16 protein-coding genes and 1 tRNA gene are annotated in these 18,584 nt (G+C 47.1%); 2 read left to right on the top strand and 15 right to left on the bottom strand.

Going from position 1 to position 18,584, the window contains the following annotated elements; translation table 11 throughout:
- Positions 1-25 precede the first annotated feature (25 nt).
- The 11 genes from pheT to LZT21_RS06955 form a co-directional block, all read right to left on the bottom strand.
- Positions 26-2,554, bottom strand: coding sequence for a phenylalanine--tRNA ligase subunit beta (gene pheT / locus LZT21_RS07010; protein ID WP_233989996.1), 2,529 nt, complete (start codon positions 2,552-2,554; stop codon positions 26-28).
- 6 nt (positions 2,555-2,560) lie between these two features.
- Positions 2,561-3,607: a phenylalanine--tRNA ligase subunit alpha gene (gene pheS / locus LZT21_RS07005; protein WP_233989994.1), complete on the bottom strand. Its 1,047-nt coding sequence runs from the start codon at positions 3,605-3,607 to the stop codon at positions 2,561-2,563.
- A gap of 26 nt (positions 3,608-3,633) precedes the next feature.
- Positions 3,634-3,996, bottom strand: coding sequence for a 50S ribosomal protein L20 (rplT, locus tag LZT21_RS07000; RefSeq protein ID WP_233923512.1), 363 nt, complete (start codon positions 3,994-3,996; stop codon positions 3,634-3,636).
- 24 nt (positions 3,997-4,020) lie between these two features.
- Complete coding sequence (gene rpmI, locus LZT21_RS06995; protein ID WP_233923513.1) at positions 4,021-4,218, bottom strand: 50S ribosomal protein L35; 198 nt, start codon at positions 4,216-4,218, stop codon at positions 4,021-4,023.
- A gap of 134 nt (positions 4,219-4,352) precedes the next feature.
- Positions 4,353-4,874 carry a translation initiation factor IF-3 gene (gene infC, locus LZT21_RS06990; protein WP_233923731.1) on the bottom strand — a complete coding sequence of 174 codons (522 nt, stop codon included), beginning with the start codon at positions 4,872-4,874 and terminating at the stop codon, positions 4,353-4,355.
- Positions 4,875-4,925: 51 nt separating this feature from the next.
- Complete coding sequence (gene thrS, locus LZT21_RS06985; RefSeq protein WP_233923514.1) at positions 4,926-6,863, bottom strand: threonine--tRNA ligase; 1,938 nt, start codon at positions 6,861-6,863, stop codon at positions 4,926-4,928.
- Between the two features lie 44 nt (positions 6,864-6,907).
- Positions 6,908-6,984 (bottom strand) — tRNA-Val (locus tag LZT21_RS06980).
- 18 nt (positions 6,985-7,002) lie between these two features.
- Entirely contained in the window at positions 7,003-8,994 is a 1,992-nt protein-coding gene (locus tag LZT21_RS06975) for a bifunctional (p)ppGpp synthetase/guanosine-3',5'-bis(diphosphate) 3'-pyrophosphohydrolase (protein ID WP_233989992.1), read from the bottom strand.
- Between the two features lie 37 nt (positions 8,995-9,031).
- Positions 9,032-10,927, bottom strand: coding sequence for an alpha/beta fold hydrolase (locus LZT21_RS11925; protein ID WP_370634802.1), 1,896 nt, complete (start codon positions 10,925-10,927; stop codon positions 9,032-9,034).
- 31 nt (positions 10,928-10,958) lie between these two features.
- Entirely contained in the window at positions 10,959-11,612 is a 654-nt protein-coding gene (locus tag LZT21_RS06960; protein ID WP_233923516.1) for a CoA transferase subunit B, read from the bottom strand.
- Between the two features lie 65 nt (positions 11,613-11,677).
- Complete coding sequence (locus LZT21_RS06955) at positions 11,678-12,382, bottom strand: CoA transferase subunit A (RefSeq protein WP_233923517.1); 705 nt, start codon at positions 12,380-12,382, stop codon at positions 11,678-11,680.
- A 129-nt stretch (positions 12,383-12,511) separates the two neighbouring features.
- Between LZT21_RS06955 and LZT21_RS06950 the strand changes: the two genes are divergently transcribed.
- On the top strand, positions 12,512-14,182 hold the full coding sequence (locus LZT21_RS06950; RefSeq protein ID WP_233989990.1) for an electron transfer flavoprotein-ubiquinone oxidoreductase: 1,671 nt from the start codon (positions 12,512-12,514) through the stop codon (positions 14,180-14,182).
- An 18-nt stretch (positions 14,183-14,200) separates the two neighbouring features.
- Here the strand turns inward: LZT21_RS06950 and LZT21_RS06945 are convergent, their stop codons facing one another.
- The 4 genes from LZT21_RS06945 to LZT21_RS06930 are packed head-to-tail and all read right to left on the bottom strand — an operon-like array spanning position 14,201 to position 17,929.
- Positions 14,201-15,367 (bottom strand): MFS transporter, encoded by a 1,167-nt coding sequence (locus LZT21_RS06945; RefSeq protein WP_233989989.1) that lies wholly within the window; start codon positions 15,365-15,367, stop codon positions 14,201-14,203.
- 11 nt (positions 15,368-15,378) lie between these two features.
- Positions 15,379-16,497 (bottom strand): chorismate synthase, encoded by a 1,119-nt coding sequence (gene aroC / locus LZT21_RS06940; protein WP_233989987.1) that lies wholly within the window; start codon positions 16,495-16,497, stop codon positions 15,379-15,381.
- A gap of 17 nt (positions 16,498-16,514) precedes the next feature.
- Positions 16,515-16,982, bottom strand: a complete 468-nt coding sequence (locus LZT21_RS06935) for a CBS domain-containing protein (protein ID WP_233989985.1) — start codon at positions 16,980-16,982, stop codon at positions 16,515-16,517.
- A gap of 56 nt (positions 16,983-17,038) precedes the next feature.
- A complete protein-coding gene (locus LZT21_RS06930) occupies positions 17,039-17,929 on the bottom strand; it encodes a YihY family inner membrane protein (RefSeq protein ID WP_233937109.1) in 891 nt (296 codons plus the stop codon).
- 43 nt (positions 17,930-17,972) lie between these two features.
- Between LZT21_RS06930 and wrbA the strand changes: the two genes are divergently transcribed.
- Entirely contained in the window at positions 17,973-18,575 is a 603-nt protein-coding gene (gene wrbA / locus LZT21_RS06925) for an NAD(P)H:quinone oxidoreductase (RefSeq protein WP_233923523.1), read from the top strand.
- The last annotated feature ends 9 nt before the right edge of the window (positions 18,576-18,584 follow it).

Genomic DNA, 18,584 nt, shown 5'->3' with positions numbered 1-18,584 from the left:
TTAGTTACTAATGACTAATATATACCTACCGCAAGCGGGCTCCACACTTTTTTTCTAACTGCGCCAGTAATGTAGCTATAACGGCATCAACTTGTTCATCTTGCAAAGTTTCAGCTGGATTTAAAAGAGTAATCCGAAATGCTAAACTTTTTTCATCGGCTGCTAAGCCGCTATTAGATGCACTCCCAGTACTATCAGCTTTTGAGCGAAACTCATCAAAGAGTGTAATTTTTTGAACAAACGCGGGCGGTTTTGCTAGCATAGCATCTAAGGCTAATTGCGCTGGAAAATTTTGTTTAACCACGATGGCTAAATCGCGTTGTACTGCAGGTAATTTACTGAGCTCATTAGGGCTCGGTAAATCGATCAAGCTAATCGCATCCCATTCAAACTCGAAGACAATAGGCGCTAGCGGTAAAGCCAGTTTTTGCTGAAGAGCGGGATGTAACTCGCCAATCCAGCCAATTGTGCGTGCACCAGTTGGCAAAGACAATTGAATTGCCGCACAGCGGCCAGGATGTAATGCAGCATGCGGCGCAGCACTGGTGGTAATGTGCAAGGGCATAAGGATGGTTTCCAGATCGCCTTTAATATCAAAAAAATCGACTATTTTATTTGCCACTCCCCACTGCTCTGGCCAAGCAAAGCCATAGGCAAGACCCGCAATCTGTAGTGGTTGCCAAATTCCTGCAACTGCCGCAGCAACGGCATCGTCACTATTGGGTAAACGAAGCGTATCCAGACTGTTCACGCGTGTAAAAGTCCGTCCTACTTCAAATAAACGCATCCGACTAGCGCCACGATTAAGGTTGCTTCGCAAGTTGGCTAGTAAGCCGCCCAACAAGGTACTACGCATAACCGCATATTGCGCTGCAATTGGGTTAAGCACATTGATTGGCGGGCACGAAACTGGGGCACCATTAGCAAGTTGCTGTTCAAACTCAGGCTCAGTAAAACCAAAATTGACGACTTCTTGATAACCCTGCTGGGCAAAACGATGCCGTAAAAGATGAATGCTCTGCAATTTTTCTGGTGTCGCTCGCATCGCCAATAATCCCCGCGGCGGTAAATCGGGAATATGTTCAAAACCATAAAGACGGGCTACCTCTTCAATCAGGTCTTCCTCAATCTCTAGATCAAAACGATAGCTTGGTGGCATCACTTGAAAAATCGTCTCGGCAGCGCTTCCTGTAGAAGTAAATTCAAAACCCAAGCGCGTAAACACGTCACTTACTACTTCTATAGTTAATGGAATCCCAATAATTTGCATGGCGCGCTTTAAGCGCATAGAGACCGGCTTACGTTCTGGTAAAGCAACGATTTGATCGTCAATCGGACCGGCTCGACCACCACAAACTTCAATGATTAAGGCAGATAAATACGCCAAACAATCTACCGTGGCTTGAGGATCAACACCACGCTCAAACCGATGTCCAGCATCGGTCGTAAAGTTCAAGCGCCGTGACCTACCCTGAATCGCCGCGGGCCACCAAAAAGCAGCTTCCACATAAATGTTGGTGGTCTTATCCGTCACTGCAGAGTGATTTCCGCCCATCAGTCCAGCTAAACTCACTAAGCCCTTTTCATCTGCTACCACGCCTACGCCACTAGTAATTTGTGCAGTCGGTTCAATCTCATCAGAGATGGGTACGAGGGTCTGACCGTTTAATAATTCAATACTTTCTCCAGGTTTAGCCCAGCGCACACTTAAGTCACCCACTAAACGGTCTAAATCGAAAACATGGCTTGGCTGACCCATCTCTAACATCACATAGTTAGAGATATCAACCAAAGGAGAAATACTGCGCTGACCTGCACTCTTTAAGCGCTGCACAAGCCATGCTGGTGTAGGTGCAGAAGCGTTAACGCCACGAATAATTCGGCCCGCAAAACGCCCACATAAATCACTCGCTACGATATTAACCTTTAACTGGTCTGGAATAGATACGGCTGGCGCTTGCACTGGCGAGAGTTGCAAAGGCGTTTTCGTAATCGCCGCAACTTCGCGGGCCATCCCAATTAATGATAAGCAATCCGCCTTATTAGGCGTTAGCTTCACCACAAATATTTGCTCATCTAAATGCAGATACTGACGAATATCTTCGCCAATTGGTGCGTCAGCAGGTAACTCATAGATACCAGCGTGATCGTCGCCCAAACCTAATTCACGACCCGAACACAACATACCTTGGCTTTCAACACCACGTAATTTACCTACTTTAATTAGTAAAGGTTTACCGCCGACTTCAGCAGCAGGCAAACTAGCTCCTACTAAGGCGCAAGGAATCTTAATGCCGGCTCGCGCATTGGGTGCTCCACAAACAATAGTTAGATCTTCTCCAGTTCCCGCATTGACTTTACAAACCCGCAAACGATCAGCATCAGGATGTTGCTCGGTTGATAGAATTTCAGCTACCACAACTTGGGTAAATGGCGGCGCCACTGCATACCGCTCTTCTACCTCAAGACCGGCCATTGTCATAGCATGCGCTAAATCAGCGCTATCCAACGGTGGATTAACGTATTGACGAAGCCAAGATTCAGAAAATTGCATATGCTCTTAAGCCGAAAATTGCGCCAGAAAGCGCAGGTCGTTTTCAAAAAATAAGCGTAAGTCATCAATTCCGTAACGCAACATAGTTAAACGCTCTAAACCAGAACCAAAAGCGAAGCCGGTATACCGTTCAGCATCAATGCCCATATTACGTAATACCTTAGGGTGCACTTGACCCGCACCCGAAATCTCCAACCAACGGCCAGCTAACTTACCGCTGCTAAAGGCCATATCGATTTCCGCCGAGGGTTCAGTAAATGGAAAATAGGAGGGACGAAAACGGACTTGTAACGCATCGGTTTCAAAAAATGTGCGTAAAAAATTGGTATATACACCCTTTAAATCAGCGAAAGATACCTGTTCACCAATCCACAGACCCTCAACCTGATGAAACATGGGTGAATGCGTCGCATCGCTATCAACCCGATACGTTCTACCAGGGGCAATAACTTTAATCGGCGGCATCACTGCAGCGTTAGCATACTTTTTAACGTGCTCGCTTGCATAGCGTACCTGCATCGGGCTGGTATGAGTACGCAACAATAAGGGCTTACCTTGGGCATCATTGCAATCAACGTAAAACGTATCTTGCATCGAGCGCGCTGGATGATTTTCAGGGCTATTGAGCGCCGAAAAATTAAACCAGTCGGTTTCAATTTCAGGGCCTTGTGCCACATCAAAGCCAATCGAATGAAAGATGGTCTCAACGCGTTCCCAGGTCCGCATGACAGGGTGCAAACTCCCAACCTCTTGACCACGCCCCGGCAGTGAGACATCGATTGCTTCAGCAGCTAAACGTGAATAGAGAACGCCCTCTGCTAAGGCTTGGCGTCGCTCTTGGAGCGCATCTTCAACTGCGGTTTTAGCGAGATTAATTTCAGCGCCAGCACTCTTGCGCTCATCAGGCGAAAGCTTACCAAGCGCTTTGAGGCGCTCAGTAAGCATACCCGTTTTGCCAAGATACTGCGCCTTAGCATCCTCTAAGGCTGCCGAATCGGCAGCCTTAGCGAAATCGCGTTTGGCATCCTCGACAAGTTGGTCGAGCGAAACCATATCAGTTCAGCTTAATGAATAGTAAATTAAGCTACGGCTACTGTGGATTTAATCCGCGTAACCAAAGCTGCGAACGCTTCTTTATCCATAATGGCCATATCAGAAAGCACCTTGCGATCAAGTTCGATTTGGGCTTTTTTCATGCCATTCATAAATACGCTATAACTCATATCGTGCTCGCGTACAGCAGCATTAATACGGGCAATCCACAAGGCACGGAAAACCCGTTTTTTGTTACGACGATCGCGGTAAGCATATTGACCCGCGCGCATAACTGCTTCTTTGGCAACACGAAAGACGTTATTACGCCGACCGCGATAGCCTGAAGCAGCATCAGTAATTTTTTTATGACGGGCTCTGGCGGTAACCCCACGTTTGACTCTTGACATTACATTCTCCTATCTAGTCTGGGTTTATGCGTAGGGCAGCATCGAGCGAATTGACTTCACATCTGCTTTAGCTACTTCGGTTGAGCCACGTAATTGACGCTTATTTTTAGTGGTTTTTTTGGTGAGGATATGGCGTTTAAAGGCCTGACCCCGTTTAATCGATCCGCTAGCGCGCACCGTGAAGCGCTTTTTCGCGCTACTCTTGGTTTTCATCTTGGGCATGACTACTCCCTTTCATTCTCTCGTGATCTAAGGTGGCAACCGACGGCTACACTTCCTGTACCTTGACTCACACAACTAACTACGACAAGCTCGGCAGCTATTGCTGCTCTTCTCATACACCTAGCGGCGCATGGTTATTTCTTTTTTGCTGGGGATAAAACCATCACCATTTGACGGCCTTCCATTTTAGGAAATTGTTCAACTTGACCAAAAGGCTCAAGATCCAACTTCAAACGATCCAGCATTCTTGCTCCGATTTCTTGGTGGGCCATTTCCCGACCACGAAACCGCAGCGTAATTTTCGTTTTATCGCCATCCTCTAGGAAGCGAATTAAATTGCGCAACTTCACACCATAATCACCATCATCAGTACCCGGGCGAAATTTTACTTCCTTCACCTGAATCACCTTTTGCTTCAGCTTCGCTTCATGCTGACGCTTCGCTTCTTGGTATTTAAATTTACCGAAGTCCATTAAACGGGCTACCGGAGGCAACGCAGTGGGAGCAATTTCAACCAAATCGGTTTCTTGCTCCTCAGCCATCCTTAAGGCATCTAACAACTTAACTACACCAACGGCTTCTCCGTCGGACCCAATCAAACGCACTTCAGGAGCAGTTATTTCCCCATTAATGCGCTGCAATTTATCAGTAGCGATCTTCTAATTCCTTATAAAAAACAATAAAAACCGTCAACACCACCCAAAGCCCTAGCTCACTAGCTCGGGACCGACTTTCTGGACAATATCCTGCTGGAGTCGGGCAACGAAGGCATCTAGAGGCATTACGCCTAAATCGACTCCGCCACGGGCACGAACGGCCACTGTATTACTTTCAAGCTCTTTATCGCCAACAACTAGCAAATAAGGCACTTTCTGTAATGCATGCTCGCGTATTTTATAGGTAATTTTCTCATTTCGCAAATCAGCCTCAGCCCTAAACCCTTGTTTTTTCAGGATTTGCTGAATTTGTTGCGCATATGCAGCAGAATTTTCAGAAATATTGAGGACTACCGCTTGGGTGGGGGCTAGCCAACTGGGCATAGCGCCAGCGTGATTTTCGAGCAAAATCCCAATAAAACGTTCAAGGGAGCCCACAATCGCGCGGTGCAACATGACTGGTACCTGGCGACTATTATCTTCAGCCACATATTCAGCGCCAAGGCGTGCAGGCATTGAAAAATCAACCTGCATGGTGCCGCACTGCCAAGATCGCCCAATAGAGTCTTTCAAATGGTATTCAATTTTGGGGCCATAAAACGCCCCCTCACCGGGCAACTCTTCCCAAGTTTGACCGGTAGCACCAAGCGATTCGCTTAAAGCACCCCGTAAGGCATTTTCTGCTTTATCCCAAATCGCGTCAGTCCCCACCCGCTTCGCCGGGCGTAATGCTAATTTCACCACCACTTCAGTAAAGCCAAAATCAGCGTAGACCGCGCGCACTGCTTTATCGAAAGTAGCTACCTCGCTTTGCACTTGGTCTTCGGTACAAAAAATATGACCGTCATCTTGCGTAAAACCGCGCACCCGCATTAGGCCGTGCAGTGCGCCGGAAGGTTCATTGCGATGACATTGCCCAAATTCACCCAAACGTAACGGTAACTCTCGATAACTATGCAAGCCAGAATTAAAAATTTGCACATGACCGGGGCAATTCATTGGCTTCAAGGCATAGGCTCGATTTTCAGAATCGGTCGTAAACATATTATCTTTATAGTTTTCCCAATGACCCGATTTTTCCCATAAAGAACGATCTAAAATTTGCGGTGCTTTTACTTCTTGGTAGTTTTCTTGTTGATACACCCGGCGCATGTATTGCTCAACCTCTTGCCAAATCGCCCAACCTTTGGGATGCCAAAATACTAAGCCAGGGGCTTCATCTTGAAAATGAAATAAGTCGAGTTGCTTAGCGAGACGGCGATGATCGCGCTTTTCAGCCTCTTCCAGCATATGCAAATAGGCATCTTGATCCTCTTTCTTTAACCAAGCAGTGCCATAAATTCGTTGCAGCATTTCATTTTTACTATCGCCCCGCCAATAAGCTCCAGCAACCTTCATTAACTTAAAGACTTTTAATTTGCCGGTTGAGGGCACATGGGGACCGCGACATAAATCGGTAAAGCCGCCTTCACTATAAAGTGAGACGTCTTGATCGGCAGGAATGCTGCCAATAATTTCAGCTTTGTAAAGTTCGCCTTGCGCTTTAAATAATGCAATGGCTTGATCGCGCGGTAGCACTTGGCGTACAACTGGTTCATTTTTCTTGGCCAATTCCAGCATGCGGTTTTCTAAGGCTGTTAAGTCCTCCGGCGTAAATGGGCGCTGAAAAGAAAAATCATAATAAAAGCCGTTTTCAATCACCGGGCCAATCGTTACTTGCGCCGCAGGAAACAGCTCTTTAACTGCGTAAGCCAATAAATGTGCCGTCGAGTGCCGCACAATGTCTAAAGCCTCTGGGCTTTTATCCGTCACAATTGCCAATTGCACGTCATGCTCAAGCGTAAAACTCAAGTCGACTAAACGACCATCCACTATGCCAGCTAAGGCGGCTTTAGCCAGGCCACTGCCAATACTTTGTGCGACTTCAGCAACGGTTACGGGCGCAGGAAACTCGCGCTTCGAACCATCAGGTAAGCTTACTGCCAGCATTCATACTCCCATTCGCCATTCCGGGTCAATTCGGGTCAATTCGTTGGTAGGCTCGATTGGACTCGAACCAACGACCCCCACCATGTCAAGGTGGTGCTCTAACCAGCTGAGCTACGAGCCTATATCAGTCAGGAGTTTATCACCGCCGCTGTACTTCTAGTACTCCAGCCGCATCTTCAAGGCTGTTTTGCACTAAACGCAGCGCTGCAGTGTTGCTAATTTCCAGCGTAAAGACGATTTGAACCTGCCCGCGTTTAGCTGATTTACGTAAATCAATCACATGCACCCCTTGGCGGGTAATAATTTCAAATAGCTCGCGTAACAGTTCAGGTCGATCCAAGGCAAGCACCGTCAGGTCAGTTGGATAAAGACGATCTTGTTTGTCTGATTTAAGGGGCTTACTATTTTTATTCGGGCTACCGGGCTGATAGGGCTGTGGAAGCGCAGCTGCTACCGACGCATTCCAAGCAGTTTGAATCACCCGTTCAGGAGCTCGCTCTAGAAGCTTCAAAAAGGTTTTGCATGAGCGACGATGAATCGAGACCCCGCGCCCTAACGTTACAAAACCAACAATGGCATCGGGTGGCACAGGTCGACAGCAACGCGCCAATTGAGTTAATAAAGAATCCATGCCCACCACCAAGACATCACTATGACTAGCCCCCTGACGAGCACCAGGATGCAAAACAATCGACTCGAGTGGTTTGACAGTTTTTGTTTCTACAGGTGCTTTATTTGCTGGGACTAAAGATTCGTCATCGAGCGCATTAAACCAAGCCCGTACTTTCGAGCGCGCGCGGTGCGATTGCAAGTAAGAACGATCTGGGCTAATCCAGTCGCGCGAGGGACCACCCTGTTTAACGGCAATGATATCTACCGTTTGCCCGTTAGCTAAAGGCGTATCTAAGGGCACCATCGCACCATCAACATGGGCCCCGCGGCAGCGATGGCCAAGATCGGTATGGACAGCATAAGCAAAATCAATTGGCGTAGAACCTTTTTCTAGGGCAATGACTTTACCAAGCGGGGTTAGCACATAAATATGCCCATCAAGTTCATGGTGTTTTAAATGCTCCCACGCATCTTCCTTCCATGCAATTAATTGTCGAGCCCAAGCAATTTGTTGCTCATAAGCGCTTGCTGCGCTCTGTGTACCCTGCTGCTGACCTTCTTTGTAACGCCAATGCGCAGCTAAGCCAAATTCAGCTTGTTGATGCATCGCCTGAGTACGAATTTGAATTTCAAATGCAACCCCCGCATCATTCATTACCACGGTATGCAAAGATTGGTAACCATTTAATTTTGGCCGTGCAATATAGTCGTCAAACTCTCGTGGAATCGGCTGCCAGAGTTGATGCACTAAACCCAGCACGCTGTAACATTCCTGAATATCATGCACCACCACCCGAAATGCCCGTACGTCATACAAATTAGCAAAATCTAATGACTTACCTTGCATTTTTTTCCAAATACTATAAATGTGTTTCGGGCGCCCTTGCACCTCGCAAGTCATTTTTGCACCAGCAAGTTCTGCCTGTAATTGCGCAATAACTTCTTTAATTAGACTTTCCCGCTCCGTTCTTTTGGCATCGAGCATCTTGGCAATGTTGCGATAATCTGCCGGTGAAACTAGGCGAAAAGCCAAATCTTCCATTTCCCATTTCATTTGCCAAATACCTAAACGATTAGCCAAACTAGCATCAATTTCTAGAATCGTTTGCGCCCAGGCGCTTGGCATCACAATACCCATTTGGGTAATCCACCGTAAACTTTGCAGACGTGAAGCAAGGTAAATTAGTACGACGCGTAAGTCACTACCAAAAGCCAAAAGCATTTTGCGTAGCATTTCTTCTTGTCCAACAACACTCGCTACACCGTCTTTACCAATGAGTTTTGCTTGCGCTTGACGTAGCCCCCGAAAGCCAAGTAATAACTGGGCGGCTTCTGTGCCAAGTAGCTTGACTAAGGCCTCTTTATTTTGCTCATGGTGTATGTGGCTAGCTGCAATAAGGCTACTCGCATCCAAACCGAGGGCTTGCAAAATGGCGTGGACGCCACGGGCATGGGTCGCGGGTCCTTCGCCGTACCAAGAATCGAGCATAAGATCATGAGTCAGTTTTGCGGTAGGCATCACTAAATGACCAAGGGATATTTAGAGACTGGTTGAGCTAATTAAAAAAATCTCTGGCCAGGGTAATTTGCGCAGGCTTAATAAATGCAGGGGCATGCCCAACTAAAGGAATCTCAAGACTACGAGCATGCTTGTTACGACGACACATTTCCGCCACAGTTGCAGCCGAGAGTAAGTCTGATTCGGCACCGCGCACAATTAAAATCGGCACCTGAATCTGTTCAAAGCTATGCCATAGTGCCATTTCCCCAGCCGCAGCGGTAAGCGCATTGACGGCCGCAAATGGCACGGCAATTGCAGGGTCGTAATGGACTTCCCATGCACCCTTATGCTCAACTAAATGGGGGCCGTTATAGTCATCCCATTCTGCGGCAGTATGTTCGCCAAAAGTCGTGCACAGTAAATTTAACTGCGCTAAAGCATCGGCTCGATTGATAAAACGCAAGGGCTTGCCAACATAAGAACCCAAACGTTTTAACGCTGCAGGTTCAATGCGAGGCCCAACATCATTAAGCAATAATTTGCGAATCGGCGAATCGGCCATGCCAGCGTACACCATGCCAATCATCCCGCCCATCGAGGTACCAAACCAATCGACCTGCGAGACCCCTAAATGCGCCACCAAAGTGACCATGTCGCTAACATATTGCGGAATACCATAAAGCATGGAATTGCTTAACCAGTCAGACTCACCCCGCCCCACTACATCAGGGCATACCACATAGTATTTGGTGCTCATTGCCAAGGCTAATTGCTTAAAGTCGCTGCCCCTACGGGTGAGGCCGTGTACGCAAATTAAGACCTGAGGATTGCGGGGATTGCCCCAAGCGTGATAAGCCATACGGTGCAAACCACCCGAGTGAGCACATTCCACATAAAAGGTGTTGCCGCGGTGTATGTCAAGAGCCGCTGGTGCAACTGCAGGTTGCCGATCCTGCAGAGCAAGTTGAGCTTTACTTGTCACATCAGGCTCATGCATTGCTTCGGGCTGCAAAGTCACATGATCAATGCCATGTTTATTTAACAACATCGTATTAATTCGCGCCATAACCGCGGGCCAATCAGCAAGCTGCTCAACTTCAATATGACCAATCAGCGCTGGAAAACTGGGAGCCATTTCCCAAACATGTAAATCATGCACAGATAACACGCCGGGAATCGCCCGCAGATCGCGACCCACTTCTAAATAGTCAATGTGTAGCGGCACACCTTCCATTAAGAAGTGATATGACTCGCGCAAAATTGCATAAGTCGATTTTAAAATTAATAATGAGACCAGAATCGACAACCAAGAGTCGGCCTGCATCCATCCGGTCAGTTGAATAATGACGCCGGATAACAATGCGGCTACTGAGCCAAGTAAATCGCCCATGACGTGCACTAAAGCGGCGCGCGTATTGACACTTTTCCGATCGTGCGATAAAACCCAAGCCACAACAATATTCATGGCTAAGCCAATTGCCGCAACAATTGATACCACAATGCCATCTACCTGATGCGGAGTAAATAGACGGGAGATGGCCTCAAACACAATCCACACCACCAAAGCTAGCATCGCCAAACCATTGATAAATGCAGCTAAAGCCTCAGCTCGTCCATACCCAAATGAATGGCGCGGTGACGGTGGGCGACGGGAAATAATTTGCGCCAGCAACGCTAGCCCAAGGGCGGCGGCATCGGTCACCATATGACCCGCGTCTGAAAGTAATGCTAATGAACCCGCCCAATAGGCAGCAATAGCTTCGACCAAGGAAAAGCCCAAAGTCAACACCAAGGCAATCGCTAATAAATGCTGATTATTAATTTCCTTGGAATGGGTATGCTTAGCATCGCCTTTTTTATGGGCATGTAAGGCACTAGAGGCGACTAACTCTTCCTCTGTATGCGCATGCGCATGAGCAATTGGGCGATCTTGATGCTCATGCGTATTCATTAAATACTATTATTTCATCCATTCATGATGCTTAAGTGACAGCGCTTAAATCAATCTTAGCACCGGTCTTTGCCACTACCTCTTCTTTAGTTACTCCGGGAGCTAATTCAACTAGCCTCAACCCGTTGGGCGTAATATCTAAAACACATAAATCGGTAATGATGCGATCAATTACCCCCACTCCTGTCAAAGGCAAAGTGCATTGGGGCAAAATTTTCAGCTCTTCTGAACCATCTTTTTTCTTCGCAACGTGCTCCATCAGCACCACCACATCTTTTACACCAGCCACTAAATCCATTGCTCCGCCCATACCCTTGACCATTTTTCCAGGAATCATCCAGTTGGCCAAATCGCCAAACTCACTGACCTGCATCGCACCCAAAATAGCAATATTAATTTTGCCACCGCGAATCATGCCAAATGAATCAGCCGATGAAAAAATTGCGGTACCAGGTATCGTGGTCACAGTCTGCTTGCCAGCATTAATTAAATCAGCATCCACTTTGGCCTCTGTTGGAAAAGGGCCAATGCCAAGCATGCCGTTTTCCGATTGCAGCCAAACTTCCATACCCTCTGGTACATGGTTGGCCACTAAGGTGGGTAGGCCAATTCCTAAATTAACGTAATAACCATCGCGTAATTCTTTAGCGGCACGAGCCGCCATCTCTTCTCTACTCCACGGCATTTCAATCTTCCTTATTAATCAGTTTATTGCATCGTTAATTGGGTTGGTATATATATAGCAAATACTTACGCAGTAGCTGGCGAAAGGGTGCGCTGTTCAATACGCTTTTCGGGATTAGCATTCAGGACAATGCGGTGGACATAAATTCCTGGCGTATGAATTTCATCAGGATCAAGCATGCCATTTTCTACAATCTCCTCAACCTCGGCAATCGTAATCATCCCGGCCATAGCCACCACCGGATTAAAATTACGCGCGGTATATCGATAGACTAAATTACCAGCGCGATCGGCCTTCCATGCTTTAACCAACGAAATATCGGCAACCAAAGAACGCTCCAGCACATATTTACGGCCATCAAACTCACGAATTTCTTTGCCATCAGCCACAATAGTCCCAACTCCTGTTTTGGTAAAAAACGCCGGGATGCCGCAACCACCAGCGCGTAATTTTTCAGCCAATGTTCCTTGTGGAGTAAATTCCAACTCCAATTCACCTGCTAAATATTGACGTTCGAATTCTTTGTTTTCACCAACGTAAGATGCAATCATTTTTTTTACTTGGCGTGAAACTAATAAAATACCTAAACCAAAATCATCGACGCCCGCATTATTTGAAATCGCAGTTAAATTTTGACAGCCCAAACGCTTGACTGCCAGAATTAAGGCTTCTGGTATGCCACATAGGCCAAAACCTCCAACTGCAATCGTTTGACCATCCCGCATCACATCGCTAAGCGCCTCTTGCGCCGAAGAAAAAACCTTGTTCATCGCTTCTAATTCCTTATTTTGGAAAATAAATGCTAATCATAACTGGTTTGCCACGAAGCGAAGCGCAGCAAAGCCCCAAAAAGAATTAAACTGTAGCTTGATGAAACCGCCTTACTCCCTATTTGCCGTATGACTTCTGCCGAATTACTTGAGCACTATGGTCCGCGTGAGTCGATGGCCTATGACCTGGTTATCGTTGGTGGCGGTCCTGCAGGGCTAGCAGCCGCTATACGGGCCAAGCAAGTAGCCGCAAGTAAACAACAAGAAATCAGTGTCTGCGTACTTGAAAAGGGCTCAGAAATAGGCGCCCATATTCTCTCTGGCGCAGTAATCGACCCAATCGCCTTAAATGAACTCCTTCCTAATTGGCAGACTTTAGGAGCACCCATCGAGACAGCGGTAACGGCTGATCGCTTTCTCTTTTTGACTGCACAACAATCCTATGCAGTGCCTAATTGGCTGCTGCCTAATTGCTTTAAAAATCATGGTAATTTCATTGTCAGTTTGGCCAACCTCACCCGCTGGATGGGCCAACAGGCTGAAGCTTTAGGGGTTGATATTTTTCCTGGCTTTCCTGCCACTGAAATTATGTATACACCAGCTGGCGCAGTCGGCGGCGTTATTACTGGTGCTGTTGGTATGAATAAGGCCGGTTTACCGAGCGAGCAATTTCAACTCGGCATGGAATTGCATGGTAAGTACACTTTGTTCGCCGAAGGTTCACGCGGTCACCTAGGCAAACAATTAATCAATCGTTATGCCCTCGACGCCCAAAGTGATCCGCAAAGTTATGGTCTGGGCATTAAAGAGTTGTGGGAAGTAAAGCCCGAACAGCATCATGCTGGACTGGTCGTACATACCGCTGGTTGGCCACTGCATAATGACACCTATGGTGGTTCATTTCAATATCACTATGGAGATAATTTAGTCGCCGTGGGTATCGTCGTCGGTCTGTCCTATCGCAACCCCTACCTCAGCCCCTTCGAAGAGTTTCAACGGTATAAAACTCATCCACATATACGGCCTACTTTTATTGGTGGCAAGCGCATTGCTTATGGCGCTCGCGCTATTACGGCAGGCGGTCTTAATAGTCTCCCGCAAACCATTTTCCCTGGTGGTGCACTTATTGGTTGCGATGCCGGTTACCTGAATGCTGCACGCATTAAAGGTAGTCATGCAGCAATAAAAACCGGCATGTTAGCAGCCGATGCTGCGGTAGCTGCCATTGCCGAAAATCGGGCTGGCGATTTACTTAAGGCTTACCCCGCTACATTTAAAACGAGTTGGCTCTATCAAGAATTAAAACAGACGCGTAACTTTAAACCCTGGATGTCAAAAGGACTGTATTTAGGCACTGTGATGGTTGGCTTAGAGCAAAAAATCATGGGTGGGCATGTGCCTTGGACGATCCACAATCGATATGCTGACCATGAGTGTCTCGATCCGGCAGCACAGCATCACCCTATTAAATATCCCAAGCCTGATGGTAGCTTAACCTTTGATCGCCTATCGTCGGTATTTGTTTCCAACGCAAATCATACTGAAAATCAACCAAGCCATTTAACCTTGCTTGATCAGACTATTCCAGTGGCGCTTAATTACAAAACCTATGCTGGACCAGAACAATACTATTGCCCAGCTGGCGTTTATGAATATCTCGAAAGAGACGGCCAAGTGCAGCTACAAATAAATGCACAAAATTGTGTGCATTGCAAAACCTGTGACATCAAAGACCCAAGCCAAAATATTATCTGGCTAACGCCTGAAGGCGGTGGTGGTCCGAATTATGGCGCAATGTAACGCGTCTAGCAAAACGTCTTAGCTTTTCTGCTCTAATGTACGCGCGTCATTTGGCACAAAATAAATCGCTATAAAAGCTAAGAGGCAAGCCAGTGCTGCCATAGCAAATACTTGATTTGGTCCCAATGATTCCCAAATCCAACCAGCACACAACCCGCCTAAAGATCCGCCAAAGCCGTACGCAATCATAATAATTAAAGCCTGCCCGCGAGCCTGTAATGGGCCCCTAAACCAACGTTGAGATAATTTCGTAGTGGCGCTATGATGCGCACCGAAAGTGGCACCATGCAGCAACTGGGCAAAAATCAACACGGGTGTCACCACCACATAGGCGATCAATAAAAAACGCACGACGCCAAGCGCAAAACTCCATTGCAAAATGCGTTTTGACTCAAAGCGACTCATAAACTGACTTTGATAATAAAAAAATACAACTTCGGCAGCTACTCCTAGCGTCCAAAATAAACCGATCTGAAATTTGTTATAACCTAAATCAAATAGATATAAGGAGTAAAAAACATATAAGGCTGCATGGCCAAAAATCATCCAAAAAGCTGCTGCTAAAAACCACTGTACAGGACCTTGCTTTAAGACCTGTAAAAGCTCACCCTTTTGCATTTGATGGCGCTCTAATTTGGGCTCATATAAGAACCAGGTATTGCACGCTAAGGCAAACAACACGGTGGCACCTACCCATGGAAATAATTCAATGCCGCGTTGTTGAAATAATTCTCCCGCAAATAAGCCCATAGCAATAAAACCAATTGAGCCCCATAGGCGCAAACGACCATAGCGCTGATCAAACGAATTATCGCGATGCAATGCATGAATCGTCGCTGATTCACCTAAAGGCATGAGCGCACTCAGAATCGTATGCACCACAAACATCCATACTAAAAATGCGAAGTAATTAGGTAGAAAAAAAATAAATAAAAAGATCAGCGCGGCTAAAGCTGCACAGAAGCGCATGATGCCGATCCGTTCACCAAAAAAATCGGCCAGCCAACCCCAAGAAAATGGTCCTAAGATGCGGGTGATTTGCATCATCGACATTAAGCTAGCAATTTCCAGGGCACTAAACCCCAGCTTTGCAAAATATAAACTGGCAAACGGGGTAACTAAACCAATATACGCAAAATATAAAAAGAACAGGGCCCCAAAGGCCCCGCGTACAAAAGGTGTCATCGACAAACCATTTAGTTGGCTTTGCTTGAGCCTGGCCGTGCGGCAGCAATCGGCGCTACGTCAAGCACCACATCGCCGCATTGAGCGCGATGACGTAAAGCATGATCCATTAAAACTAAGGCCATCATGGCTTCAGCAATGGGAGTTGCGCGAATACCTACGCAAGGATCATGGCGCCCCTTAGTTTGTAAGGTAATTGGCTTGCCTTCAATATCAATTGAATGCTTTGCGCTCAAAATACTTGAAGTGGGCTTAATGGCAATCGATACTCGAAGCTCTTGGCCGGACGCAATACCCCCTAAAACACCGCCAGCATGATTGCTAGCAAAACCATCGGGATACATTTCATCACCGTGTTCACTACCGTGTTGCGTAACTACCCCAAAACCATCGCCAATTTCCACGCCCTTAACTGCATTAATGCCCATCATGGCATAGGCAAGATCTGCATCTAATTTATCAAATACGGGCTCGCCTAAACCCACGGGAATATTTTTTGCCCGCACCTCAATTCGCGCACCACACGAGTCACCTGCTTTGCGTAATGCATCCATGCGCTCTTCAAGCTGCGAAATAATGGCTGCGTTCGGCGCAAAAAAAGGATTCAATTCAATTTGCGATCCATCAATATAGGGAATGGCAATATCGCCAAGCTGGCTCATGTAGCCCGTAATCTCCGTACCATATTGCTGGCGCAACCATTTTTTGGCAATGCCCGCGGCAGCCACAATGGGCGCAGTTAAACGCGCTGAAGAACGCCCGCCACCACGAGGGTCACGGAAACCATATTTATGGTGGTATACATAATCGGCATGTCCAGGTCGAAAGGTATGCAAAATTTCGCTGTAATCTTGGCTACGGTGGTCGGCATTACGAATGAGTAAACAAATCGGTGTGCCGGTGGTTTTGCCTTCAAAAACGCCGGCTATAATTTCAACCTGATCTTCTTCCTTACGCTGCGTTACATGCCTTGAAGTACCGGGCTTACGTCGATCTAAATCGATTTGTAAATCGGCAACTGATAAGGGCATACCTGGCGGACATCCATCAACCACTGCGCCAATGGCAGGGCCATGAGATTCGCCAAAGGTGGTTACGCAAAAGAGAAGGCCTAAGGTATTTCCTGACATACTTCTATTATGGCATTCTAAGCTGGCGAACTTGGCGCTACCCCAGAATCTTCTTGCGGCCAGTCGCGAATATATGCCTTCAGCATGGTATTTTCAAAATCTTGTGATTCGACAATGGCTTTAGCCACGTCATAAAAGGAAATGACCCCCATTAGTACCGCTTGATCGATAACGGGTAAGTAACGTGCATGTTGTCCCAACATCATCCGCCGCACTTCATCTAACTCGGTATCCATCGTGCACGTTAAGGGCTCGGCATTCATCACAGAACGGACGTGTAAGTCGGCAGTAGCGCCATGATTTTTTGCTAAAGCTTGAATGACTTCGCGAAAAGTGAGGATGCCAGCAAGATCTTCATACTCCATCACCACTAAAGAGCCAATATCGTGCTCATCCATTACTAAGATCGCAGTCTGCAAAGGCAAATCAGGTGAAACGGTATAAAGTGCGCTACCCTTAACCCGCAAAATATCGCGTACTTTCATCTTATCTCCTCTTGATGGTACCAATATAGCTCGAAGGCTGACTTCACGCAATACGGCTAATGCATAGTAGGTTGTCGAGGTTCATCTGGTTTGACTAATTTAATCCCTCTACCCACATCAAGACCAGCCCGAATGATGGGTAAATTAGCCACTAAAACAGCCCCCGCTAAAGTAACCCACCAAGTGACATAAATCCAAATTAAGGCAAGCGGCAGAATGGCAAAAGCGCCGTAAACGGTTTTATAAAAGGGAGTTTTCGTAATGAAAAAGCCAAAGCCAAATTTAGTTAGTTCAAAAACCAGCGCTGCACAAAATCCACCAATTAAGGCATCCCGCCAACTGACAGGGGCATATGGCAAGACCCGATATACCACGGTATAGACCGCTAGCGCCAAAAAAATCGGTAAAACCGTGGCCAATAGTTGCAAGCCTGTACTGAGGGTTTCAGTCCAACCCTCGGCAGCACTTAACAGCAAGGAGCTAAAGTAAATGCCAACGCCGAGCAAAATAGGCCCCAAAAAGGTTGCAGCCGAATAGATGGCCACCCTGCGCAGCATGGGCCGACGAGCCTTTACCCGCCAAATTTGATTGAAAGCCTGTTCAACAACCGCAATCGCCAAAATAGTGGTGATTAACAGCCCCAAAGAGCCGATAAAAGTGAGGCCCTTGGCCTTACTGGTGAATTGATCTAAATACAGTAATACCTGTTTATTCATCCCGCCAGGCATATAGGTCTGCAAGATGAAGTCCTGAGTAGCATGGCGCAAGCGCACCATCATCGGCAAATACCCCAACAATAATGATCCCACAGTAATAACGGGTACCAAAGCCAAGGTGGTGGTGAAAGCTAAACTGGCAGCAATTTGGGGTAAATGATGGTCGCGATTACGCAGCCATAATTCCCGACCTAAAGCGAGCCATAATTGGGGGTTACGAACTATCTGCATCGCCGTATCATAAGGCCAAGCCCGTTTACACTAGAAAATGATGATGACTGAAATAACCATATTGGTACTCTATTACTCGCGCTATGGCGCCACCCGCGATTTGGCGCGGCTGATAGCTGAGGGCATTGAATCTGTCCCAGGGGTAAAAGCTCGACTGCGAACAGTGCCGGCAATTTCAGCAGTTTGTGAAGCCACTGAACCCAGCATTCCAAGTGATGGTGCACCTTACGCTGAATATAGCGACCTGCAGGAATGCAGTGGTTTAGCGCTCGGTTCGCCTACGCGGTTTGGCCAAATGGCAGCCGCCTTAAAATACTTTTTAGATGGCACATCTACCCATTGGATCAATGGCAGTCTTACCAATAAACCCGCATGTGTTTTTACCAGTACTGGTAGCTTACATGGCGGTCAAGAGTCAACCCTGCTCACCATGATGATTCCCCTATTGCACCATGGCATGCTGGTCATGGGTCTGCCCTATAGCGAAACAGATTTAATGAGTACTACCAGTGGGGGTAGCCCCTACGGTGCTAGTCACGTAGCTCATGCCGATGGCAAAGCACCAATTAGCGCTGCCGAAAAACGCCTTGCCATTGCCCAGGGCAAGCGCCTTGCCCATACTGCTCTTCAATTGGTGCGGGCCTAATGAGTTTGA

The sequence above is a fragment of the Polynucleobacter sp. IMCC 30228 genome (assembly GCF_021395205.1).
GTDB lineage: Bacteria > Pseudomonadota > Gammaproteobacteria > Burkholderiales > Burkholderiaceae > Polynucleobacter.
This window is presented reverse-complemented; position numbering and strand designations above follow the sequence as displayed.